We start from the raw sequence: 23,258 nt of genomic DNA, 5'->3' as shown, positions 1-23,258 counted from the left end.
GCATTATCCTCCTTGGATGAAGCCCTGCCGCCGCATGCGGTCGATGGCGCTGCGCCAACGCGATAGACGCGCCACCGGATCGGCGCGCGACTGGCTGGAACCTCCTGCCCACAGGCCGCTGCCATTGAAGCTGAACAGCGGGTCGAGATCGGTGCGTAGGCTGGCCGGCGAGATCGACGTCACCAGGTTGTCCAGTACCTGGGGTTCCGCGCCGGGGGAGGCATAATAGCCGAGCACCATGTGCGCCTGGGTGATGTCGCTGCGGCCGATACGGGCCTTGACGTAGATCAGTCGCAGCTGTGGCTCGGGCACCTCCAGCTCGCGCAGCGACACGTACTTGGCGATGGTGAAATCCTCGCAGTCGCCGGCGCCGCGTCCCAGCGTTTCCAGCGGCGTGGCCCAGTAGTCTTCCTGCTCCCATACGCTGGGATCCTCCAGCCAGCGCACCCGACGGTTGACGAAGTCGTTGACCCCTCGCAGCTGCGCGTCGACGGCGGCACCTCTCAGCTCGTCCAGCATCGCCAGCCACTCTTCCAGCACCGAAACGCCGCCCTCGCCATATTGTTGCCGCATGCTGTCGCGCAGGCGTGTGCGGTCGATGCGTGCCTGCGAGTCGGCGGTATGCAGTCCGAGGGCACCGGCCGCCAGCAGGCCGCCGAGCATCGCCAGGCAGCGCCGGCGGCCGGGAGATGCCGGGCCGTGGCGAGGGGGGTTGGACATGTCGTCCCGCTAATGAATGAAGATGAGTCAAATCTTAGGCGGGAGGCGGCGCTAATGCGAGAGCCCGAGGACGCTCAGCCGCGCCCCGGTCCCTGCCAGAGCCTCAGCCGACCCAGCCAGTCGAGGCCCTTTGCGGCGCGGCGCAGTTCGGCGGCGGCAGCGTCCAGGTCGACGGTCTCGGGGAGCGTCTCCAGGTAGAGTGATACATCGATGCGGTCATCCAGATAGTGCAGGTCCAGGTCGACGCGTGCCCGCCAGGCCGGCGAGGCGCCCCAGGCATGGTCCAGCAGGGTCTCGACGTCGTCGCGCAGGGGCAGGCCAGGGCGCAGGCTGTGCTCGGTCTGCCCCTCGTCGTCCTCGGGATCGACATGGAAGGTGATATCGGCCAGCTGCGGCATGGCCTCGCGCAGTCGTCGGCTGACGGCATTGCCGATCTCGTGGGCCTCGGACACGGTGACCCGCGGCGGCACCACGATGTGCAGGTCGAGCAAAGCATCGCCGGCAATGCGACGGGTGCGCAGCTCGTGAACGCCGCGTACGCCCGGCACCGTCTCGGCGGTGCGCTGCAGCAGCGCCTGCTCGTCCTCCGGCAGGGCCGTGTCGATCAGTTCCTGGCTGGACTCCCACAGCAGGCGGCCGCCGATCCGGCCGACCATCACGCCGACGATGATCGCCGCGACTGCATCCATCCAGGCGACACCCAGCTGGGTCGCGACCAGGCCGACCAGTACCACCAGGGTGGAGAGGGCATCGGAGCGTGAGTGCCAGGCGTTGGCCTCGAGCAGGCGCGAGCCGATGCGCCGGGCGGCCCGCATCGTGTAGTGATAGATGGCTTCCTTGGCGAGCAGAGACACGACGGCGATGGCGATCGCCCAGCCGCCGGGTGCGGGAACCGCTTCGCCGCCGATCAGTCGCCCCAGGCTGGCCCAGGCGATGGCACCGGCGACGAAGATCAGCACGCCGCCGAGCCACAGCGTGGCCAGCGTCTCGATGCGCCCATGGCCGTAGGGGTGGCCGCGATCGGGGGCCTGGCGGCCGAAGTGGGTGGCCGCGACCACGAAGAGGTCGGTGAGGATGTCGGAGAAGGAGTGGATGCCGTCGGCGACCAGCGCCGCCGAGCCCACCATCAGGCCGGCGATGAGCTTGGCCATGCCGACCAGGAAGTCCACCACCGCGCCGACCAGCGTGACCTTGTGGGCTTCCCGGGCCTGACTGGCTCGTTGTTCGTGGCTCGGCGTCATCCTGGCTCTCCCGTCAGCGGTGGGGCGACACTCCCTGTCGCCTCACAGCATACGACAGTCGGCCTAGATGCTGCCGTGAACGTTGCGTACCGGGTTGGCGTACTGGGCCAGCCACCAGCCGCGCAGCTCGGCCGGCACCTCGGCGAGGCGGGCCTTGAAGCGGGCGCGGTCGGCGTCGGTGACCTCGCTCAGGTCCAGCAGTTCCGGCGCGTCACCCAGGGCCTCGAGGGCCAGATAGTGGCTGGGGAACAGGTGGTAGCCGCCGAGCACCTGACGATCGATCTCCGCGGCCACCGCGTCGGGGCTGTCGAAGTCCGCCGAGAGCGGGGTGCCGAAACGCAGGTGGACGCGGCCCTTCTGACCGGTGATGCCGGCCACGATGGAGCGGATGTCCTCGAACTCGCTCTTGTCGTAGCCGCCGCTGGTGTGCACGGCGTGCAGTTCGCGGGCCTTCTGGACGTCGCAGGGATCGTACTCGTAGCTGATCGATACCGGCACCACGCGCAGCTCGGCGATGGCCTCGCCGATGCCGGCATCGCGGTCTACGGTGCGTCGCGCCATGCTCAGCATCTTGACGATCGCCGGGTCGGTGCCGTCGATGCCGTCCTTGGCCCGGCCCTCGCGCTGGGCCATCCAGATCGAGTGGTTGTCACCGGTGATCGAATGGCGGATATAGGCCGAGAGCTTCTGGTAGGCGGCCAGCATGGCGCGCTTGCCGCGGGCGCTGCGCGGCACGATGAAGCTCTTGTTGAGCCGCATCAGGTCGGTGACATAGGGCTTCTGCAGCAGGTTGTCGCCGATGGCGATGCGTACCGTGTTGCGGTCCGCCAGATAGAGGGCGTAGTTGACGAACGCCGGGTCCAGCGAGATGTCGCGGTGGTTGCCGATGAACAGATAGGCCGTGTCGGGTTCCAGCTGCTCGAGGCCATCGACGCGGAAGTCGGTGGTCGAGTTGCGGAGCATCCGCTGCATGTAGGACGCGATGCGATCCTGGAAGCCGCGGATCGAGGTGACGCCGCGCACCTCGCGGCGTACCGCGGCACTGGCGATGGTCCGTGACAGCCGCGGCATCCACTTCGCCAGGCGCGGCAGGCGAAAGCGGGTCAGGGCGTCGAGCAGCTCCGGGTCCCGGGCGAGGCGCTCGAGTACCTCGGGCACTTCCTCGTCATGATAGGGCCGGATCTCGGCCCAGGGATCGTTGTCGTGTTGGTCTTGCATGGTCGTCATGAGCGCGGCCGTGTGGGTCAGGCGGAGGGAGTGGCCTGGCCAGCCTGGGCTTCACCGCCCAGCCAGGCCAGCAGGCGCTCGATGCCGTCGGCCAGCGCCTGGGTCATCAGCATGAAATCGGTTTCCAGACGCACCAGGGCGTCGTCGCCGTCGTCGGTCTGGCCGGCCTCGTCGATCAGGGCGTCGTCGAAGCGCAGCGACTTGACCGCCAGGTCGTCGTGGAGCACGAACGTCAGCCGGCCCTCGAGGCCCAGGGCCATCTTGCTGGCCTGGCGACCGCTCTCGAGCAGCTGCTGGATCTCGTCGCTGTCGAGGTCGACCTGGCGGGCCCGCAGCACGCCGTCGTCGCCCTTGGCCTTGAGCTCGACCTGGTCGCCGAGCGCCATGTCCTCCGGCCGCGACGCGGCATCGCCGAGCCAGGTGGTCATGGCGCGCATCGGCAGCGTCTGGCTGGCCAGCGGGGTGACCTTGAGGCTGCCCAGGGTCTCGCGCAGCAGATCGAGCAGCTCCTCGGCGCGCTTGCGGCTGCTGGTGTTGACGGCGATCAGGCCGCGCCGGGTGTCCCACCACAGGTCGACTTTCTGGCTGCGCACGAAGGCGCGCGGCAGCAGTTCCTCGTAGACCTGCTCCTTGAGCGTGAGCTTTTCCTGGCGGCGCAGCTTGCGGCTCTCGGCGACCTCGATCGCCTCGACACGCTCCTCCAGCTCTTCCTTGACCACGGCGGCCGGCAGCAGGCGTTCCTGGCGCAGGGCGGTGATCAGGCGCTGGCCCTGCAGTTCGTGCAGCAGCTGGGTGCCGGCCCGGCCGGCCGGGGCGCACCAGCCGAGGCGACGGGCTTCACTGCCGCCCAGCGGGCGAAACGCCTGCTCTCCCAGCGCTTCCTCGAGGCGGGCGGCGTCCAGCTCGGGCGCGTCGTGCAGGCGATAGAGATGCAAGTGCTTGAACCACATGAATGAAGCGTATCCTGGGCGAAAAAGGAGGCACATTATGGCGAATGGGGAACGGGGGTGCCAGCGCCCGATCGGTCTCGTGTTCAAACTGCTGTTTGAAGGTCGGCGTCGGGGCTGAATAGAATCGGGATTCGCTCTTCATTCCCCGGGAGATGTCTCATGGATGATCCTCGCTCCACCGTCTCGCTGCGCGTGCGCGGCTACCATCTCGACGGCTATGGCCACGTCAACAATGCCCGCTATCTGGAGTTCCTCGAAGAGGGGCGCTGGAGCTTCTTCGACGAGCGCCCGGCGCTCGGCGAGGTGGTGGGGCGCGGCGAAGTGGCCTTCGTCGTCGTCAATCTCAACATCGACTATCGGCGCGCCGCGTCGGCCGGCGACGAGCTGGAGATCGTCACCGGCCTCGCCGAGCTCGGCAGCCGCAGCGCCCGCATGCGTCAGGACATTCGCCGGGCCCGCGACGGCAAGGCCGTGGCCAGCGCCGACATCACCTTCGTGCTGCTGGACGTGGCCACCAACAAGGCGGTGAGCATCAGCGGCGAGCTGCGCGAGGCTCTGGCGCCGCTGGTCGTCGCATGACCGCTGCTTTGCGGCGCCCGGAGTGGTATCATGTTCGGCTGAAATGGCGCGCCGTCTCACGGCCAGACGGCGCGCCAACCTCTTGCAGTGCAAAGGATTCGACGACCCATGGGTGACATCGCCAGAGAGATTCTGCCAGTCAACATCGAGGACGAGCTCAAGCAGTCGTACCTCGATTACGCGATGAGCGTGATCATCGGCCGTGCGCTGCCCGACGTGCGCGATGGCTTGAAGCCGGTCCACCGCCGCGTGCTCTACGCCATGCACGAGCTGGGCAACGACTGGAACAAGCCGTACAAGAAGTCGGCGCGCGTCGTCGGCGATGTCATCGGTAAGTACCACCCCCACGGTGACAGCGCCGTCTACGACACCATCGTGCGCATGGCCCAGGACTTCTCCATGCGCCACGTGCTGGTCGACGGCCAGGGCAACTTCGGCTCCATCGACGGCGACAACGCCGCCGCGATGCGTTACACCGAGGTGCGCATGGCCCGGCTCGCCCACGAGCTGATGGCCGACCTCGAGAAGGACACCGTCGACTGGGTCGACAACTACGACGGCACCGAGCGCATCCCCGACGTGCTGCCGACCAAGGTGCCGAACCTGCTGGTCAACGGCTCCTCCGGCATCGCCGTGGGCATGGCGACCAACATTCCGCCGCACAACATGACCGAGGTGATCGACGGCTGCCTGGCGCTGATCGACGATCACACCCTGTCGGTCGACGGCCTGATGGAGTACATCCCCGGTCCGGACTTCCCCACCGGCGGCATCATCAACGGCCGTGCCGGCATCCTCGAGGCCTATCGCACCGGCCGCGGGCGCATCTACGTGCGTGCCCGCCACACCATCGAGCACGATGACAAGAGCGGTCGCGACCACATCATCGTCACCGAGCTGCCCTACCAGGTGAACAAGGCGCGGCTGATCGAGAAGATCGCCGAGCTGGTCAAGGACAAGCGCATCGATGGCATCGCCGAGCTGCGCGACGAGTCCGACAAGGACGGCCTGCGGGTCGTCATCGAGGTCAAGCGCGGCGAGTCCGGCGAGGTGGTGGTCAACAACCTCTTCGCCCAGACCCAGCTGCAGAACGTGTTCGGCATCAACATGGTGGCCCTCGAGGGCGGCGAGCCGCGCACCCACAACCTCAAGCAGGTGCTCGAGGCGTTCATCCGCCACCGCCGCGAGGTGGTGACCCGCCGGACCCTGTTCGAGCTCAAGAAGGCCCGCGAGCGCGGCCATATTCTCGAAGGCCTGACCGTCGCCATCTCCAACATCGACGAGGTGATCGAGCTGATCAAGGCCTCGCCGAACGCCGCCGAGGCCAAGGAGAAGCTGCTCGGCCGCAGCTGGTCGCCGGGCCAGGTCACCGGCATGCTCGAGCGCGCCGGCGCCCACTCCTGCAAGCCCGAGGACCTGGAAGAAGGCTTCGGCCTCAACGAGGGGGCCACCGAGTATCGCCTCTCGCCGGCTCAGGCTCAGGCCATTCTCGAGCTGCGCCTGCATCGCCTGACCGGCCTCGAGACCGAGAAGCTGCTCGACGAGTACCTGAAAATCCTCGAGCGGATCGCCGAGCTCACCGAGATCCTGGCCAGCGCCGAGCGCCTGCTGGAAGTGATCCGCGAGGAGCTGACCGCCGTGCGCGATCAGTTCGGCGAGCCGCGTCGCACCGAGATCCAGGCCAGCCATCTCGACCTGTCCATCGAGGACCTGATCGCCGAGGAGGACATGGTGGTCACCGTGTCCCGCTCCGGCTACGCCAAGACCCAGCCGCTGTCCGACTATCAGGCCCAGCGCCGCGGCGGCCGCGGCAAGTCCGCCACCTCGATGAAGGACGAGGACGTCATCGAGCACCTGCTGGTGGCCTCGACCCACGACACCGTGCTGCTGTTCTCCAACCGCGGCAAGGTCTACTGGCTCAAGGTCTACGAGATGCCCGCCGCCAGCCGCGGCTCGCGCGGCAAGCCGCTGGTCAATCTGCTGCCGCTGGACGAGGGCGAGTCGATCAACGCCATCCTGCCGGTGCGCGACTACGACCCCGAGTGCTATATCTTCTTCGCCACCGCCAAGGGCACCGTCAAGCGCACCAGCCTGGAGCAGTTCTCCCGGCCGCGCAGCGTGGGCCTGATCGCGATCGAGCTGGAAGAGGACGACCGCCTGGTCGGTGCCGCCATCACCAGCGGTTCGGACCACGCCATGCTGCTGTCGTCCAACGGCAAGGCGATCCGCTTCGAGGAAAGCGACGTGCGCGCCATGGGCCGTACCGCGCGCGGCGTACGCGGCATGAAGCTGCTGGATGGCGCCGAGGTGATCAGCCTGATCATCCCGCAGAGCCAGCGCATCGACAGCGAAGGCGAGGACGAGGCGGTCGAGAGCGTCGAGGACGCGGGCGGCAACGGCGGCCAGATCTACATCCTCACCGCCAGCGAGAACGGCTACGGCAAGCGCACCCGCCTCGAGGAATTCCCGCTGCGCGGTCGCGGCGGCCAGGGCGTGATCGCCATGCAGACCAGCGAGCGCAACGGCGCCCTGGTGGCGGCGATGCAGGTCTACGGCGCCGACGAGATGATGCTGATCACCGACCGCGGCACCCTGGTGCGCACCCGTGTCGACGAGGTGTCGATCAGCTCGCGCAACACCCAGGGCGTGATGCTGATTCGCCTGGGTGAGGCCGAGTCGCTGGTCAAGACCGTGCGCATCGACGAGCCCGAGGAGGCGGCACCTGCCGAGGGCGAGGAAGAGGGCGTCATGGACGGCCCCGATGCCGAGGCCGGCAGCGAGCCGTCCGCCGAGGACGATGATCAGTAATAGCTAACGGAACGACAACGCTGATGACACGCCATTTCAACTTTTGCGCCGGCCCGGCTGCCTTGCCGCAGCCGGTCCTGGAGCGCGCCCGCGACGAGCTGCTGGACTACCAGGGGCGTGGCCTCTCGGTGATGGAGATGAGTCATCGCTCCGCCGAGTTCGTGGCCATCGCCGAGCAGGCCGAGCGCGATCTGCGCGAGCTGCTGGCGATTCCCGACAACTACCGGGTGCTGTTCACCCAGGGCGGGGCGACGCTGCAGTTCGCCGCCGTGCCCTACAACCTGCTGGGCCACGGCGGCAGCGCCAACTTCCTGCACACCGGGATCTGGGGCAAGAAGGCCATCGCCGAGGCGCGTCACCTGTTCGGGGCGGCGCCCATCGCGGCCTCCAGCGAGGCGAACGGCCACAGCGCCGTGCCGCGCCAGGCCGACATCGCGCTGAGCGATGATGCCGCCTATCTGCACTACACCGCCAACGAGACCATCGGCGGGATCGAGTTCGACTACGTGCCCCGCGGCGTGCGCCCGGACGGCACCGAGGTGCCGCTGGTGTGCGACATGTCGTCGAGCCTGCTGTCCGGGCCGATCGACGTCTCGCAGTTCGGCATCATCTATGCCGGTGCCCAGAAGAACATCGGGCCGGCCGGTCTGACCCTGGCGATCGTGCGCGACGACCTGCTCGATCGCGCCTGTGCCGAGATGCCGAGCCTGATGGGCTACAAGGCGCTGGCCGAGGCCGGCTCCATGGTCAACACCCCGGCGACCTACGGCTGGTACCTGGCCGGCCTGGTGTTCCAGTGGCTCAAGCACGACATCGGTGGCCTGGCGGCCATGGATGCCCTCAACACACGCAAGGCCGAGAAGCTCTACGCCGCCATCGACGGCAGCGACTTCTACTCGAACCCGATCGCCCGGATCAATCGCTCGCGGATGAACGTGCCGTTCGTCCTCGCCGACGACCGGCTCGACAAGGCCTTCCTGGCGGAATCGGAGCAGGCGGGGCTGCTGAACCTCAAGGGTCACCGCAGCGTCGGCGGCATGCGGGCCAGCCTCTATAATGCCGTGCCCGAGGCCGGCGTGGACGCCCTGGTCGACTTCATGGCCGACTTCGAGAAGCGCAACGGGTGAGGTGAAAGCGGGTGTCCCTTCGGTGCCCGCCTTCACGCCTGAATCTCCGTATGACAACGGGGCGTGGCCCCGAGGAAAAGGGAACCACCGATGAGTGATGCCCCCATCAATCTCGATTCGTTGCGTCAGCGTATCGACGAGCTGGACGGCGAGATCCTGCGGCTGATCAGCGAGCGGGCGGAGTGTGCCCGCCGCGTGGCCGAGGTCAAGACCCAGGGCGACCCCAAGGCCGTGTTCTACCGGCCCGAGCGTGAGGCCCAGGTGCTGCGGCGGATCATGGAGCTCAACCCGGGGCCCCTCGACGGCGAGGAAATGGCCCGGCTGTTCCGCGAGATCATGTCGGCCTGCCTGGCGCTGGAGCAGCCGGTCAAGGTCGCCTACCTGGGGCCGGAAGGTACCTTCACCCAGCAGGCGGCGCTCAAGCACTTCGGCGAGAGTGCGGTCAGCCTGCCGATGGCGGCCATCGACGAGGTGTTCCGCGAAGTGGAGGCCGGTGCCGTCAACTACGGCGTGGTGCCGGTGGAGAACTCCACCGAGGGGGTGGTCAACCACACCCTGGACTCCTTCATGGATTCCGGCATGGGCATCTGCGGCGAGGTGGTGCTGCGCATTCATCACCATCTGCTGGTGGCCGAGACCACGCGCCCGGACAAGGTCTCGCGGATCTACTCGCATCCGCAGTCCTTTGCCCAGTGCCGCAAGTGGCTGGATGCCCACTATCCCCACGCCGAGCGCATTCCGGTGTCGTCCAATGCCGAGGCGGCTCGCCTGGTGAAGACCGAGTGGCACAGCGCCGCCATTGCCGGCGACATGGCCGCCAAGCTCTACGGCCTGACGCGTCTGGCCGAGAAGATCGAGGACAGCCCGGACAATTCCACGCGTTTCCTGATCATCGGCAACCAGCAGGTGCCGATGTCCGGCGAGGACAAGACCTCCATCGTGGTGGCCATGCGCAACCAGCCCGGCGCCCTGCACGACCTGCTGGAGCCGTTCCATCGCCACCAGATCGACATGACGCGCCTGGAGACACGGCCCTCGCGCACCGGCGTGTGGAACTACGTGTTCTTCATCGATTTCAAGGGCCATCGCGAGGAGCCGCGGGTTGCCGCGGTGCTCGAGGAGGTGCGCCTGCGCGCCGCCGAGCTCAAGGTGCTGGGCTCCTACCCTCAGGGCGTGCTCTAGGATGCAACGGAATGCCATGCCCGACCGGGTGCTGATCGTCGGTCTCGGCCTGATCGGCGGCTCGCTGGCCGCGGCCCTTCGCAAGGCCGGCTTCGGGGCCTCCGAGAAAGGCGCGGCCGGCTTCGGGGCCGCTGAAGGGGCTACGGCCGGCTTCGGGGCCGCTGAAAAGCGTGCCGAAATCCTGGCCTGCGACCCCGATGCCGACGAGATCGCCCGCGGCATCGAGATGGGGCTGGTCGACCGCGGCGACACGCGCCTGGCGCCGCTGCTCGACGGCGTCGACCTGGTGGTGCTGGCGGTTCCGGTGCTGGCGATGCGCCAGGTCATGACCGAGCTCGCCGACGCGGATGCCATCGCGAAGGGAGTGGTGATCACCGACGTGGGCAGCACCAAGGGCGCCATTCGCGAAGCGGCCGAGGCCGTGTTCGGCAGCATGCCGCCGAATCTGGTGCTCGGCCACCCCATCGCCGGCTCCGAGAAGAGCGGCGTGGCGGCGGCCAACCCCGAGCTCTATGTCGGCCACAAGGTGATCCTGACGCCCGAGCCGACCACCGATCCCGAGGCGCTGGGCAAGGTGCGTGCGCTGTGGGAACGCGCCGGCGCCGAGGTGCTGGAGATGGGCGTGGAGCGTCACGACGAGGTGCTGGCCCGCACCAGTCATCTGCCGCACCTGCTGGCCTTCTCGCTGGTGGATACCCTGGCGCGCCAGGACGAGCGGCTCGACATCTTCCGCTACGCCGCCGGCGGCTTTCGCGACTTCACGCGCATCGCCGGCAGCGATCCGGTGATGTGGCGTGACATCTTCGTCGCCAATCGCGACGCCGTGCTGCATGCCCTCGACGACTTCGAATCCGGTGTGGCCCGGCTGCGCGACGCCGTCGAGCGCGGCGACACCGATGCCATGCTGGCGACCTTCGATCGCGCCAGTCATGCCCGACACTACTTCGATACCCTGCTTAACCAGACCAGTTACCAGGCGGAATACCAGATGCAAGCACAAGACCAGCTGCGCTACCGGGTCAGCCCCGGCGGCGGCGTGACCGGGCGCATCCGCGTACCCGGCGACAAGTCGATCTCTCATCGCTCGATCATGCTCGGCGCCCTGGCCGAGGGCGTGACCGAGGTCTCCGGCTTTCTGGAGGGCGAGGACAGCCTGGCCACTCTGCAGGCGTTCCGCGAGATGGGCGTGGCCATCGAGGGGCCGCACCAGGGGCGTGTCACCGTGCACGGCGTCGGCCTGCACGGCCTCAAGGCGCCGGCCGGACCGCTCTACGTGGGCAACGCCGGCACGGCGATGCGCCTGTTCGCCGGGCTGCTGGCCGGCCAGTCGTTCGATGCCGAGCTGACCGGCGATCACTCGCTGACCAAGCGCCCCATGGGGCGTGTGGCCGATCCGCTGCGCGAGATGGGTGCGGTGATCGAGACCGCCGAGGGCGGCCGCCCGCCGATGAAGATCAAGGGTGGCCAGCCGCTCAAGGGCATCACCTACGACATGCCGATGGCCAGCGCCCAGGTGAAGTCCTGCCTGCTGCTCGCCGGGCTCTATGCCGAGGGCGAGACCCGGGTGCGCGAGCCGGCGCCGACCCGCGACCACACCGAGCGCATGCTCAACGGGTTCGGCTATGAGGTCGAGCGCCAGGGTGATACCTGCTGGCTGCAGGGCGGCGGTGAGCTGGCGGCGGCGCCCATCGATGTGCCGTCTGACATCTCCTCGGCGACCTTCTTCCTGGTGGCGGCCGCCATCACGCCGGGCGCCGATCTGGTGCTCGAGCACGTGGGCATCAATCCGACCCGCATCGGCGTGATCAATATCCTGCAGCAGATGGGGGCCGACCTGCGTCTCGAGAACGAGCGCGAGGTGGGCGGCGAGCCCGTGGCCGACCTGCACATTCGCTATGCGCCGCTCAAGGGCATCGACATTCCGGTCGACCAGGTGCCGCTGGCCATCGACGAGTTTCCGGCGCTGTTCGTGGCGGCCGCCAATGCCGAGGGCACGACCCGGCTGCGCGATGCCGCCGAGCTGCGCGTCAAGGAATCCGATCGTCTCAAGGCCATGGCCGATGGCCTCACCGTGCTGGGGGTCGAGAACCGTCTCTATGAAGATGGCATCGACATCGTCGGTCGCCTCGAAGGGCAGGGCGCCGACGGCCCGAGCTACGGTGGCGGTCGCATCGACAGCCTGGGCGACCACCGCATCGCCATGGCCTTTGCCGTGGCGGCCCTGAGAGCCTCCGACGAGATCGTCATCGACGACTGCGCCAACGTGGCCACGTCCTTCCCCGGTTTCGTGGATCTGGCCCGCCGTGTGGGGCTGTCCCTCGAAGAAGAGCAGGAGGCGTCATGAGCGAGCGGGCGCCGGTACTGACCATCGATGGCCCCGGCGGGGCCGGCAAGGGCACCATCAGTCGTCTGGTCGCCGAGCGACTGGGCTGGCACCTGCTGGACAGCGGCGCGCTCTATCGGCTGACGGCCCTGGCGGCCACCCGGCACGACGTGGCGCTGGATGACGAGCCGGCGGTGGCGGCCATCGCCGAGACCCTGGACGTGGTGTTCCTGGCCGAGAACGGCGAAGCGCGCATCCTGCTCGAGGGCGATGACGCGACGAGCACGATCCGTACCGAGCAGGTCGGTGATGCGGCCTCGCGAGTCGCCTCGCTGCCGGCAGTGCGCGAGGCGCTGCTCAAGCGGCAGCACGGCTTTCGCCAGGCCCCGGGGCTGGTCGCCGACGGGCGCGACATGGGCACCGTGGTGTTCGTCGATGCGCCGCTGAAGATCTTCCTCACGGCCAGTGCCGAGGAGCGGGCGCATCGTCGCCAGCTCCAGTTGCGGGAGGCAGGGGTGGATGCTAGTCTATCGAGTCTTCTCAAGGAGATTCAGGCACGCGATGCGCGCGATATGCAACGCAGCGTGGCGCCACTCGTACCGGCCGAAGATGCCGTCGAGCTGGACACCACGAGCCTGACGATACCGGAAGTGGTGGATCGGCTGACGGAGCTGCTGGCCCAGCGTGGGCTCGCCTCCGGCACCTGAGCTCCCTTGCGGCGCTCCCGGAACGATGTGATGACGTGGTCGGGCACCTTAAGTGCCCCGTGAGCCCGGCCAGGTCGAACCAGCGCCAACATCCCCGGGAGCAGTCTGAAATGGCCCGTACTCGCTGGTGGTACGGAGGAGCGGCCCTGCCGCACAACGTTGATCACGTAGGAACATCATGAGCGAAAGCTTTGCTGAACTGTTTGAACAGTCTCTCCAGGACATCAACATGGAGCCGGGCGCCATCGTCGCGGCTGCCGTCGTCGACATCGAGGGTGACTGGGTCACCGTCAATGCCGGCCTGAAGTCCGAAGGTCAGATTCCCGCGGCCCAGTTCCGCGACGATAACGGCGAACTCACCATCGCCGTCGGCGACGAAGTCCACGTCGCTCTGGAAGCCGTGGAAGACGGCTTCGGCGAGACCCGTCTGTCTCGCGAGAAGGCCAAGCGCGCCGAGGCCTGGAAGGTCCTGGAAGCCGCCTTCGAGAAGGAAGAAATCGTCAAGGGCGTGATCAACGGCAAGGTCAAGGGCGGCTTCACCGTCGACGTGGATTCCATCCGCGCCTTCCTGCCGGGTTCCCTGGTCGACGTGCGTCCGGTGCGCGACACCACGCACCTCGAGAACAAGGAACTGGACTTCAAGGTCATCAAGCTCGACCCGAAGCGCAACAACGTTGTCGTTTCCCGTCGTGCCGTTCTCGAAGCCGAGAACAGCGCCGAGCGTGAAGCTCTGCTCGCCACCCTGCAGGAAGGCCAGCAGATCGTCGGTATCGTCAAGAACCTGACCGACTACGGCGCCTTCGTCGACCTGGGCGGCGTCGATGGCCTGCTGCACATCACCGACATGGCCTGGAAGCGCATCAAGCATCCGAGCGAGATCGTGTCCGTCGGCGACGAAGTCAGCGTCAAGGTGCTGAAGTTCGATCGCGAGCGCAACCGTGTCTCCCTGGGCCTCAAGCAGCTGGGCGAGGATCCGTGGGTCAACATCAAGGCTCGCTACCCGGAAGGCACCAAGGTGCACGCCACCGTCACCAACCTCACCGACTACGGCTGCTTCGCCGAGCTGGAAGAGGGTGTCGAGGGTCTGGTTCACGTCTCCGAAATGGACTGGACCAACAAGAACATCCATCCGTCCAAGGTCGTTCAGGTCGGTGACGACGTGGACGTCATGGTGCTGGATATCGACGAAGAGCGTCGTCGTATCTCCCTGGGTATCAAGCAGTGCACTGCCAACCCGTGGGAAACCTTCAACGCCCAGTACAACAAGGGCGACCGCGTTGCCGGTACCATCAAGTCGATCACCGACTTCGGTATCTTCATCGGTCTGGAAGGCGGCATCGACGGCCTGGTTCACCTGTCCGACATCTCCTGGACCGAGACCGGCGAAGAGGCGGTTCGCAACTTCAAGAAGGGCGACGAAGCCGAAGCCGTCATCCTGTCCATCGATCCGGAGCGCGAGCGCATCTCTCTCGGCATCAAGCAGCTGGACAGCGATCCGGTCGCCGAGTACCTCGCCGTCAATGACAAGGGCTCCGTCGTCACCGGCCGCGTGGTCGAGGTTGACGCCAAGGAAGCTCACGTCGAGCTGGCGACCGATGTCGTGGCCGTGCTCAAGGCCTCCGAGATCAGCGCTGACCGTGTCGAAGACGCGCGCAACGTGCTGAACGAAGGCGACAGCGTCGAAGCGCGCATCGTCAGCGTCGATCGCAAGAGCCGTCAGATCAGCCTGTCCATCAAGGCCAAGGATCAGGACGACACTCGTCGCAACATGTCCAAGCTGCGCGAGCAGCAGGAAACCGACCAGGATGGCCCGACCACCATCGGTGACCTGATCAAGCAGCAGATGGGTCAGGACTAAGATTCGGGGCCCTGCCCATTTAGCGAATCTTGGCTAGACCGGAGGCGCCGCCCGCGAGGGCGGCGCCTCTTTTTTTGTTGGTTGCGAGGGCGGGTTTCCGGCCTGGTGGATGCCGTTTTCGGGATGTCGTCTTCGGGATGTCGGCGGATCGGTGACAACTTGCGGATTGGCCATCATATTAAAAATAATGAATAAAGCCGCTATTGGCGGCAGTTTTATATTTAACTGTGGCCTTCAACTCTTGGCGAGTTGTTCTGTAGTTGCGTGATATGCCTTTAGGCGCAATAATATCGAGGCATTCCCGAAATTCCCCCAGACAAGGAACGATGACATGTCATCACTGCTCAGCAATTACATGCAGAAAGAACAGCAGCTCAAGCAACTCCAGGATGAACTCGATCGTCTGGAGAATGACGAGCGCCTCAAGGCCGAGCTGGAATTCAAGACCAAGCTCGAAGCCCTGATGAAAGAGTTCGACAAGAGCGCGAATGATGTCATCGAACTGCTGAACCCCAAGCCCGGTGCGGCGCCCAAGGCCGCGGCCCCCAGCGCCGGCAGCCGTCGCAAGCGCAAGCTGAAGATCTACAAGCACCCGCAGACCGGCGAAGTCGTCGAAACTCGCGGCGGTAATCAGAAGACCCTGAAGGCCTGGAAAGACGAGTTCGGTTCCGAGACCGTCGAGTCCTGGCTGGTGCGCACCGAGGACTGATATCGGCAGTAAGGCCGGGTATACGGCGAAGCTCAGCCGGCATCAAGAGACGCCGCCCCTTGGGCGGCGTCTTTGTGTCTTGGATTCAGGTGTCAGTCACAGCAGGGGAACATGCAGTTCCAGGCTGTCCTCGGTCTGCAGCAGCAGGGGAGGGTCGCCGCTGAGTGGCTCGCCGGCCCCGGAGACGCCCCGGCACGCCATGTACAGTACGGCGTCATCCAGCTGGCTGGCATGCTGCAGCGGCAGGCAGGCGTGGCGCTGGGCGGGCAGGTCGAGCATGCGGAAGGCCGGGGGCAGCGCCAGGCTGGTGCTGTGGGCCTTGAGCTGCATGCCGAGATCGAGCCGGGGCAGCGCGCCTTCCAGTGGGCGATCATGGAAGATGGCCACCGGCGTGGCTTGCTCGAGGCGGCTGGGCAGGGCCTCGGCGCCCTCGGTGTGGCGGAGCCAGTCGCGCAGGTTGTCACGCAGCCGCGGTGGTCGATACAGGCGCGTCAGCACCGCCTTGCGTGCGGGCAGCTCCCTGATGGCGTAGGAGAACGTCTCGGTCTCGTTCAGACGGCATTTGAGCGACACGCGCCGTGCCTGCCGATAGCGACGCGGCGGCTGGCCGTACTGACGCTGAAAGGCGCGCGAAAACGCCGAATGATTCTGATACCCGCAGATGCTGGCGATCCGGCTGATATGGCAAGTCGTGTGAATTAACAGGCGTGCGGCCTTTTCGAGTCGCAGTCTGTCTCGATAGGCGCCCGGTGATAGTCCGAAGTAATCCCGGAAGCGTCGTCTGACCTGTGATGAGGAATAGCCAATCCTGCTGGCGAGTTCCTCGATGCCCTTCTGGTTGCCCAGCGTGTCCTGCAACCATATTTCCGCGCGCATCATGTCTTGGCACATGCCCGACTCCCTTGCTGCGTTGTTTCCAGTGCCTTGCGTGATGCCGGTCGTGACCGATGGCTGGCAGATCGTCTTGCCGGAATGTGGTCTGCGTGTCGGTTGATGTCGTTATACGGCTACAGTCACTGCTTTATGCAGTCTAACGGGGGGCGAAGGCAAGTTTGCCTCCGGGTAATGAACGTTTCGGCACATAATAGGCGCCAAAAGCCACAGGATGGGTGCTTGTCGAGGGGGAGGCGGGTATAATCGTGTTGTTATCTCGCCCGGCCATGGCCCTCGTTGTCTTCCTCCTCTGGCCAGGCCTTGAACCGACTGGTTGCGAATGAAACAGCACAGATTTCAAAAGCCCATGGATGAGCGTGAGAAGTTACGCAAGTTCCGTGAACTCGATGATGCCTTCGCCGAGGCGTTGCGTGAGCTCGACACTTCCGGTCCGGCCCTGGATATTTCCACCGGGTCTCCGGTTCGTTCTCCGGATGAGCCGCCTGAGCTGCCGATGGAAGCGCCGGAGAGTCGCCAGCAGCTCTTCGAGCGCCGTCTCCGGGAGTTGATGCAGGATTATGCCCAGGATGAGAACAGCGTCAGCGATCTGCTGCGGACACTGCAGGGGCTCGGGCGCATTGCCTGACATGCCCCTGAGGCGCTTCACCTAAGGCCCGGCGCGGCCCTCAGCGACGGTAGCGATAGACCCTGAGGCTCGGGAGCAGCGGCTCCTGTTCCAGTCGCTCGTCGCGGCGACGCGCCCGCGTGCGCGTCTGGGGGGGATGGTCCGGCGGCTGGTTGTGATCCGGCAGGCGGCCGTCGTCGGCCGGCACGAACAGCGGCAGCGCCACGTTCATGGCGCGTCGCCGGTGGCCGTCTTCCAGCGGTTCCGTGAAGAACAGGTTGGCCCGCATCAGCGGTGCCTGGGTCTGCACCTGGGCCAGCGGCTCGCCGTCCGGAATGCCGGCCAGCTGGCGCAGCTGGATGCGCACATACGGGGCGTCGGTATCGAGGGCCAGCAGCTTCTGCTCGGCCTCGCGCACGCTCAGCCGCTTGATGGAGCGCCCGCTCGAGTACCAGGCGAAGCGCACCCTGGCGACCGGTGCCGGGGCTAGCGGGATGCCTCGCCAGCACTGCTTGAGATGCAGTCTCGCCAGGCCACTGCCGCGCAGATGGGTATGCAGCTCGGGATGGCGAAAGGGCAGCACCGCCTTGATCTCGGGCAGTAGCGAGGGCTCTTCCTCCCGAATCCTGGCCAGCAGGTCGGCGAAGGCCTGCTTGGCGCCGTTGACCCGCAGGGCCGCGTCCATGACCGCCGGCGTGGCGGCCACCAGTCCCACATGACTGCGCGTGCTGCGTCCGTCCTGCCCATCCTGATACCAGACGTCCAGCAGCGCCTCGTGCAGCCAGTCGGCATCGGCACGTTCGCGTCCGAAGGCCCAGGTCTGTCCGCCCTCGTCTCGACAGGTGCTCACCAGTGCCTCGCTGGCCTCGATCAGGGCGTCGAAGGCGGCCTCCAGGCGAGCCAGCAGCTGGTATTCGGGCACACGGCTGGTCATCGCCTAGACGCCGCCGTCGCGATCGGCGCGGGCCAGCAGGGCATCGATGTCGGTCTCGTCCATGGCGGGCTCGCCGGCGATACGGTGCGATTCGTCGGCCCAGGCACCCAGATCGAGCAGGCGACAGCGCTTGCTGCAGAAGGGGCGATAGGGGTTGTCCTCGCTCCAGGCCACCTTGGTGCGACACTGGGGGCAGGCGACCTCGAGGGGGCGCTCGGACTCGGCTTGGCTCATGGGGTTCTCTCGGCGTCAGTAAATCGAGGAAAGGATGACGAATCAGCGCGCCCGGGGCAAACCGGAAAGCGCCCGATAGCGCCGGTCCAGCTCGGCGACCCGGGTCGCCAGGCCGGCCTCGTCGGTGGCATTGTCGAGCACCTCGTCGGCGCGGCCCAGGCGCGTGTCGCGAGGCATCTGGGCGGCCACGATGGCGCGGGCCTGGGCCTCGTCGACGCCGTCGCGGGCGGCGGTGCGTTCGATCTGTAGCGCCTCCGGCACGTCGATGACCAGCACCCGGTCGACCAGCGCATGCTGGCCCGACTCGAACAGCAGCGGCGAGACCAGCAGCGCATAGGGGGCCGGGCCCTCGCGAAACGCGGCCAGTCGCTCGAGCAGGCGCTCGCGGATGCGCGGATGGGTGACCGACTCCAGCCAGCGGCGCTCGGCCTCGTCGGCGAACACGATCTCGCGCAACGCGCGCCGATCCAGGCGGCCGTCCGCCTGCAGTACCCGGGGGCCGAAGTGTTCGACGATGGCGGCGAGGGCGGGCTTGCCGGGCTCGACCACCTCGCGGGCGACGTCGTCGGCATCCACCCAGGGAATGTCGTGCGCGGCGAAGGCGCGGGCCACGGTGGACTTGCCGGAGGCGATGCCGCCGGTCACGCCGATGATCAGGGTCGTCTCGGACATCTCACAGCACCAGATTCAGGTAGGTGGCCATCAGCGGTTCGCCGAGCAGCAGCGCGATCCAGCCGGCCGCGGCGAGCCAGGGGCCGAAGGGCATCGGCGCGCCGCGCAGGCGCGGTACGGCCAGCTGAACGATCACGCCGACGATGGCGCCGGCACCGGCGGCCAGGATCAGGATCATCGGCAGGAAGGTCCAGCCGAGCCAGGCGCCCAGCGCGGCGAACAGCTTGAAGTCGCCGTAGCCCATGCCTTCCTTGCCGGTGACCAGCTTGAACAGCCAGTAGAAGCCCCACAGCGAGAGATAGCCGGCCATGGCGCCGATCACCGCGCCCGGCAGCTGCAGCGGCTGAAACAGTAGCTGGTACAGCAGGCCGGCCCACAGCAGCGGCAGGGTCAGCGCGTCCGGCAGCAGCTGGGTGCGCAGATCGATCGCCGCCATCGCCAGCAGGCTCAGGCAGGCGCCGAGGATGAACAGCCCCTCCAGGGTAGGGCCGAACAGCGCCGTCACCGCCAGCGTCAGCAGGGCGCCGGCCAGCTCCACCAGCGGGTACTGGGGGCTGATGCGCGTATCGCAGTGGGCGCAGCGCCCGCGGCGCTTCAGCCAGCCGAGCAGCGGGATGTTGTCGTGCCAGGCGATCGGCGCCTCGCAGCGCGGACACATCGAGCGCGGCTCGGCCAGGTGGAAGGTCGGGGTGTCTTCGGCCTCGAGCTCCAGCGCCTCGCGGGCCTCGGCACGCCACTCGCGCATCAGCATGACCGGCAGGCGGGTGATCACCACGTTGAGGAAACTGCCGAGGCACAGACCGATCACCGCAGCCAGCGGCCACAGCAGCACAGGGGGAAGATCGACAGGCAAGGGACGCTCCTTATCCGCGGGTAGTAGGGCGAGAAGGTGATGGCGCCCATTCTACGGAGCCCGCGACGACTTGTCCGGGGTCATCTATCTTCTCAATCGAGGCGATGCCGCGGACTGTCGTCGGCGCTGGCTTTGGTCTAGAATCGCCTCCCTTCATCCGTCAGGAAGGCGAACATGACCCAGACGCTCGGACCGGTGATGCTGGACCTGGAAGGGACGCAGCTGCGTGATGAGGAGCGCGAGCTGCTGATGCGTCCCGCGGTTGGTGGTGTGATTCTCTTCGGCCGCAACGTCGAAGATGCGGCCCAGGTGCGGGCACTGTGCCGGTCGATCCGGCAGGTGCGCCCGGAGCTGTTGCTGGCCATCGACCAGGAGGGCGGGCGCGTGCAGCGCCTGCGTGAGGGGGTGACCCGACTGCCGGCCATGGGCCGGCTCGGCCGTGAGCATCGGGCGGCGCCCGAAGTCGCCCGACGCCTGTGCCAGGACACCGGCTGGCTGCTCGGCATGGAAATGGCGGCCTGCGGGCTGGATCTCAGCTTCGCGCCGGTACTCGACGTCGACGATGGCCAGTCCACGGTGATCGGTGATCGCAGCTTCGGTGCCGATCCCGAGGTGGTGACCCAGCTGGCCGGCGCCTTCGTCGACGGGCTGCACGAGGCCGGCATGGCCTCGGTGGGCAAGCATTTTCCCGGTCACGGTGGCGTGGCCGCGGACTCGCACCACGAGCTGCCGGTGGACGCGCGCCCCTTCGAGGCGCTGCGCGAGCGTGACCTGGTGCCCTTCGCATCCCTGTCGTCACGCCTCGGCGGCATCATGCCGGCCCATGTGGTGTATTCCGCCTTCGACCACCGCCCGGCCGGATTCTCGCCGGCCTGGCTCGGGATGCTGCGCGAGTCGCTGGGCTTCAAGGGCACGATCTTCTCCGATGATCTGAGCATGGCCGGCGCGACCAGCGTCGGCGCGCCCGCCGAGCGTGCCCGTCTGGCCCTGGAGGCCGGCTGCGACATGTTGCTGGTGTGCAACGACCGCGCCGCCGCCCTCGAGGTGGTCGAGGCCTGCGAGGGCCGCACCACCAAACGCGCCGCCAAGCTGCGCTACGGCCGGGCGCGCCCCGATCTCGACGCGCTCGTGGCGCTGTCGCGCTGGCGTCGGGTGCATGCGCACCTCGAGGCCATGGCCGCCGACTGACGGTTTCCTGACTTTCGAACTCTGACTATCGAACTACGACGAGCTGACGATGCCTAAACTCGATGCCAATGCCCTCCCGTCCCTGTCGGACATGCGTGAGGTCATGGATTCCGCCGATTGCCTGATCAGCCAGGAAGAGGTCGAGCGTGCCCTGGACCGCATGGCCGAAGAGATCGCGACCGACCTGGGCGACAAGCTGCCGGTGTTCTACTGCGTGATGAACGGCGGCCTGATCACCACCGGCCACCTGCTGACCCGGCTCGGTTTCCCGCTCGAGGTCGATTACCTGCATGCCACTCGCTATCGCGGCGGCACCCGCGGCGGCGAGCTGTTCTGGCGCGTGTCCCCCGAAGTGCCGATGGCCGGCCGTCACGTGGTGATCGTCGATGACATCCTCGATGAGGGCTCCACGCTGGCCGCCATCCTCGATTACTGCCGCGAGGCCGGTGCCGCCAGCATCTCCACCGCGGTGCTGGTCGACAAGCGTCACGATCGCAAGGCGATGCCGGATCTCAAGGCCGATTACTGCAGCCTCGAGGTCGAGGATCGCTACGTGTTCGGCTTCGGCATGGACTACAAGGGCTACTGGCGCAACGCGCCGGGGATCTTCGCGCCCAAGGGCATGTAAGCGCCGGGCATCCAGGCAGCCAACAAAAAACCTCCAGCAGAGTCACCTCGCTGGAGGTTTTTTCGTGGCGTTCGAGTCGGCAGGTGAGCGCTATTCTGCTCGGCGCTCGGCGCTCGGCGCTCGGCGCCTACGCCAGTCCGAGCTCGTGCGTCGCCTCCTCGCGCATCTTGAACTTCTGGATCTTGCCGGTGACGGTCATCGGGAAGTCGTCGACGAACTTCACGTAGCGCGGGATCTTGTAGTGGGCGATCCTGCCCTGGCAGAAGGCCTTGAGCCCGTCTTCGTCGAGGGTCTCATCTTCGGCGAGCTTGACCCAGGCCATCACCTCTTCGCCGTACTTGTCGTCGGGCACGCCGATGACCTGGACGTCCGAGATCGCCGGGTGGGTGTAGAGGAAGTCCTCGATCTCGCGCGGATAGATGTTCTCGCCGCCGCGGATGATCATGTCCTTGATGCGCCCGACGATGGCCACGTAGCCGTCGTCGTCCATGGTCGCCAGATCGCCGGTGTGCATCCAGCCGGCGTCGTCGATGGCCTTGGCGGTCGCCTCCTCGTTGTGCCAGTAGCCGAGCATCACGCTGTAGCCCCGGGTGCACAGCTCGCCGGGCTCGCCGCGCGGCACCACGGCGCCGGTGCCGGGATCGACCAGCTTGACCTCCAGGTGCGGATGGATGCTGCCGACGGTGGTCACGCGTTTCTCGAGCGGGGCATCGGTGCGGGTCTGCAGGCTCACCGGGCTGGTCTCGGTCATGCCGTAGCAGATGGTCACGCCCTGCATGTGCATGCGCTCGATCACCTTGCGCATCACCTCGATGGGGCAGATCGAGCCGGCCATGACGCCGGTGCGCAGGCTGGAGAGATCGACATGCTCGAACTCGGGATGCTCCAGCTCGGCGATGAACATGGTCGGCACGCCGTAGAGCGCGGTGGCGCGCTCCTCGGCCACCGCCGCCAGGGTGGCCTGCGGGTCGAAGCCGTCACCGGGATAGATCATCGCCGCGCCGTGGGTCATGCAGCCGAGATTGCCCATCACCATGCCGAAGCAGTGGTAGAGCGGCACCGGGATCACCATGCGATCGGCCTCGGTGAGGTCGAGGGTGCGGGCGACGAAGAAGCCGTTGTTGAGGATGTTGTGGTGGGAGAGCGTGGCGCCCTTGGGGGCGCCGGTGGTGCCGGAGGTGTACTGGATGTTGATCGGCTCGTCGAACTCGAGCCCGGCCTGTCGCTCGGCCAGCTGCGCGTCGCTGACCCGGTCGGCGTGGGTGAGCATGGTCTCCCAGCTGTGCATGCCGGACAGCGCCCGGGCGCCATCCAGGCAGATCACCCGCCTGAGGTCGGGCAGGGCGGCGCTCGTGAGATCGGCGGGGGGGACGTCATCGAGCTCCGGCACCAGCTCGGCCAGCATCGCCACGTAGTCGGTGGTCTTGAACTGCCCCTGCAGGATCAGCGTCGAGGTGCCGGACTGGCGCAGCGCATATTCCAGCTCGTGGGTGCGGTAGCTGGGATTGATGTTGACCAGGATGGCGCCGATCTTGGCGGTGGCGAACTGGGTGATGGCCCACTCGGCGGTGTTGGGCGACCAGATGCCGACCCGATCGCCCTTGGCCACGCCCAGCGCCATCAGCGCGCGGGCCGCGCGGTTCACGGCGTCCTGCAGCTCCCGCCAGCGGTAGCGCAGGCCCTGGTGGCGGCTGATCAGGGCGTCCCGGTCGGGGAAGCGCGCGACCGTGTCGTCGAAGCAGTCGCCGATGGTCTGGCCCTTGAGAGGGGTGTCGCTGATGCCGCTCAGATAGCTGGCGTGTCGAGGCTGGCGTGGCATG

Annotated in this window: 21 protein-coding genes; 11 read left to right on the top strand and 10 right to left on the bottom strand. The window is 67.1% G+C overall.

The window, feature by feature from the left end:
- Positions 1-3: 3 nt before the first annotated feature.
- The 4 genes from FIU88_RS10045 to FIU88_RS10030 form a co-directional block, all read right to left on the bottom strand.
- Entirely contained in the window at positions 4-720 is a 717-nt protein-coding gene (locus tag FIU88_RS10045; RefSeq protein WP_253742481.1) for a transglutaminase-like cysteine peptidase, read from the bottom strand.
- 74 nt (positions 721-794) lie between these two features.
- The gene (locus tag FIU88_RS10040) at positions 795-1,961 is read right to left on the bottom strand and encodes a cation diffusion facilitator family transporter (RefSeq protein ID WP_016856475.1); all 1,167 of its coding nucleotides are present in this window, start codon (positions 1,959-1,961) and stop codon (positions 795-797) included.
- A 63-nt stretch (positions 1,962-2,024) separates the two neighbouring features.
- The gene (locus FIU88_RS10035; RefSeq protein ID WP_016856474.1) at positions 2,025-3,179 is read right to left on the bottom strand and encodes a 1-acyl-sn-glycerol-3-phosphate acyltransferase; all 1,155 of its coding nucleotides are present in this window, start codon (positions 3,177-3,179) and stop codon (positions 2,025-2,027) included.
- Between the two features lie 26 nt (positions 3,180-3,205).
- Entirely contained in the window at positions 3,206-4,138 is a 933-nt protein-coding gene (locus tag FIU88_RS10030) for a recombination-associated protein RdgC (protein WP_016856473.1), read from the bottom strand.
- A gap of 159 nt (positions 4,139-4,297) precedes the next feature.
- Between FIU88_RS10030 and FIU88_RS10025 the strand changes: the two genes are divergently transcribed.
- From FIU88_RS10025 to FIU88_RS09990, 8 genes are all read left to right on the top strand, one after another.
- Positions 4,298-4,717: a thioesterase family protein gene (locus FIU88_RS10025; RefSeq protein WP_152479123.1), complete on the top strand. Its 420-nt coding sequence runs from the start codon at positions 4,298-4,300 to the stop codon at positions 4,715-4,717.
- A gap of 108 nt (positions 4,718-4,825) precedes the next feature.
- Positions 4,826-7,525, top strand: a complete 2,700-nt coding sequence (gene gyrA / locus FIU88_RS10020) for a DNA gyrase subunit A (RefSeq protein WP_152479122.1) — start codon at positions 4,826-4,828, stop codon at positions 7,523-7,525.
- Between the two features lie 23 nt (positions 7,526-7,548).
- The gene (serC, locus tag FIU88_RS10015; RefSeq protein ID WP_152479121.1) at positions 7,549-8,652 is read left to right on the top strand and encodes a 3-phosphoserine/phosphohydroxythreonine transaminase; all 1,104 of its coding nucleotides are present in this window, start codon (positions 7,549-7,551) and stop codon (positions 8,650-8,652) included.
- Between the two features lie 90 nt (positions 8,653-8,742).
- Positions 8,743-9,834: a prephenate dehydratase gene (gene pheA / locus FIU88_RS10010; RefSeq protein WP_016856469.1), complete on the top strand. Its 1,092-nt coding sequence runs from the start codon at positions 8,743-8,745 to the stop codon at positions 9,832-9,834.
- A 16-nt stretch (positions 9,835-9,850) separates the two neighbouring features.
- Positions 9,851-12,178, top strand: a complete 2,328-nt coding sequence (locus tag FIU88_RS10005) for a bifunctional prephenate dehydrogenase/3-phosphoshikimate 1-carboxyvinyltransferase (protein WP_152480199.1) — start codon at positions 9,851-9,853, stop codon at positions 12,176-12,178.
- Complete coding sequence (gene cmk / locus FIU88_RS10000; RefSeq protein WP_152479120.1) at positions 12,175-12,864, top strand: (d)CMP kinase; 690 nt, start codon at positions 12,175-12,177, stop codon at positions 12,862-12,864. Before FIU88_RS10005 ends, cmk begins: the two co-directional genes overlap by 4 nt.
- A gap of 178 nt (positions 12,865-13,042) precedes the next feature.
- Positions 13,043-14,722 (top strand): 30S ribosomal protein S1, encoded by a 1,680-nt coding sequence (gene rpsA / locus FIU88_RS09995; RefSeq protein WP_026068612.1) that lies wholly within the window; start codon positions 13,043-13,045, stop codon positions 14,720-14,722.
- 331 nt (positions 14,723-15,053) lie between these two features.
- Entirely contained in the window at positions 15,054-15,431 is a 378-nt protein-coding gene (locus tag FIU88_RS09990) for a histone-like nucleoid-structuring protein, MvaT/MvaU family (RefSeq protein ID WP_152479119.1), read from the top strand.
- Between the two features lie 96 nt (positions 15,432-15,527).
- Here the strand turns inward: FIU88_RS09990 and FIU88_RS09985 are convergent, their stop codons facing one another.
- Positions 15,528-16,322 carry an AraC family transcriptional regulator gene (locus FIU88_RS09985; RefSeq protein WP_152479118.1) on the bottom strand — a complete coding sequence of 265 codons (795 nt, stop codon included), beginning with the start codon at positions 16,320-16,322 and terminating at the stop codon, positions 15,528-15,530.
- A 349-nt stretch (positions 16,323-16,671) separates the two neighbouring features.
- On the opposite strand from FIU88_RS09985, the gene FIU88_RS09980 reads away from it, so the two are divergent.
- Complete coding sequence (locus FIU88_RS09980) at positions 16,672-16,950, top strand: hypothetical protein (RefSeq protein ID WP_016856463.1); 279 nt, start codon at positions 16,672-16,674, stop codon at positions 16,948-16,950.
- 40 nt (positions 16,951-16,990) lie between these two features.
- On the opposite strand, the gene FIU88_RS09975 is transcribed toward FIU88_RS09980, so the two are convergent.
- From FIU88_RS09975 to FIU88_RS09960, 4 genes are read right to left on the bottom strand one after another with little or no spacing between them, the layout of a single operon-like run.
- Positions 16,991-17,863 carry a DNA replication terminus site-binding protein gene (locus FIU88_RS09975; protein WP_152479117.1) on the bottom strand — a complete coding sequence of 291 codons (873 nt, stop codon included), beginning with the start codon at positions 17,861-17,863 and terminating at the stop codon, positions 16,991-16,993.
- A 3-nt stretch (positions 17,864-17,866) separates the two neighbouring features.
- The gene (yacG, locus tag FIU88_RS09970) at positions 17,867-18,097 is read right to left on the bottom strand and encodes a DNA gyrase inhibitor YacG (protein ID WP_035593542.1); all 231 of its coding nucleotides are present in this window, start codon (positions 18,095-18,097) and stop codon (positions 17,867-17,869) included.
- Positions 18,098-18,139: 42 nt separating this feature from the next.
- Entirely contained in the window at positions 18,140-18,769 is a 630-nt protein-coding gene (gene coaE / locus FIU88_RS09965; protein ID WP_152479116.1) for a dephospho-CoA kinase, read from the bottom strand.
- Between the two features lies 1 nt (position 18,770).
- Entirely contained in the window at positions 18,771-19,622 is an 852-nt protein-coding gene (locus tag FIU88_RS09960) for an A24 family peptidase (RefSeq protein ID WP_172977703.1), read from the bottom strand.
- A 174-nt stretch (positions 19,623-19,796) separates the two neighbouring features.
- Here FIU88_RS09960 and nagZ point away from each other — a divergent pair, with 174 nt between their 5' ends.
- Together nagZ and FIU88_RS09950 are read left to right on the top strand one after the other, a co-directional pair.
- Complete coding sequence (gene nagZ, locus FIU88_RS09955) at positions 19,797-20,810, top strand: beta-N-acetylhexosaminidase (RefSeq protein WP_152479115.1); 1,014 nt, start codon at positions 19,797-19,799, stop codon at positions 20,808-20,810.
- 49 nt (positions 20,811-20,859) lie between these two features.
- Complete coding sequence (locus FIU88_RS09950; RefSeq protein WP_016856457.1) at positions 20,860-21,438, top strand: hypoxanthine-guanine phosphoribosyltransferase; 579 nt, start codon at positions 20,860-20,862, stop codon at positions 21,436-21,438.
- Positions 21,439-21,565: 127 nt separating this feature from the next.
- Here FIU88_RS09950 and FIU88_RS09945 read toward each other — a convergent pair whose 3' ends face one another.
- Positions 21,566-23,257 (bottom strand): AMP-binding protein, encoded by a 1,692-nt coding sequence (locus FIU88_RS09945; protein WP_152479114.1) that lies wholly within the window; start codon positions 23,255-23,257, stop codon positions 21,566-21,568.
- Position 23,258: the final 1 nt, after the last annotated feature.

This window comes from Halomonas sp. THAF12 (assembly GCF_009363675.1).
Taxonomy (GTDB): Bacteria; Pseudomonadota; Gammaproteobacteria; order Pseudomonadales; family Halomonadaceae; genus Halomonas; species Halomonas smyrnensis.
This window is presented reverse-complemented; position numbering and strand designations above follow the sequence as displayed.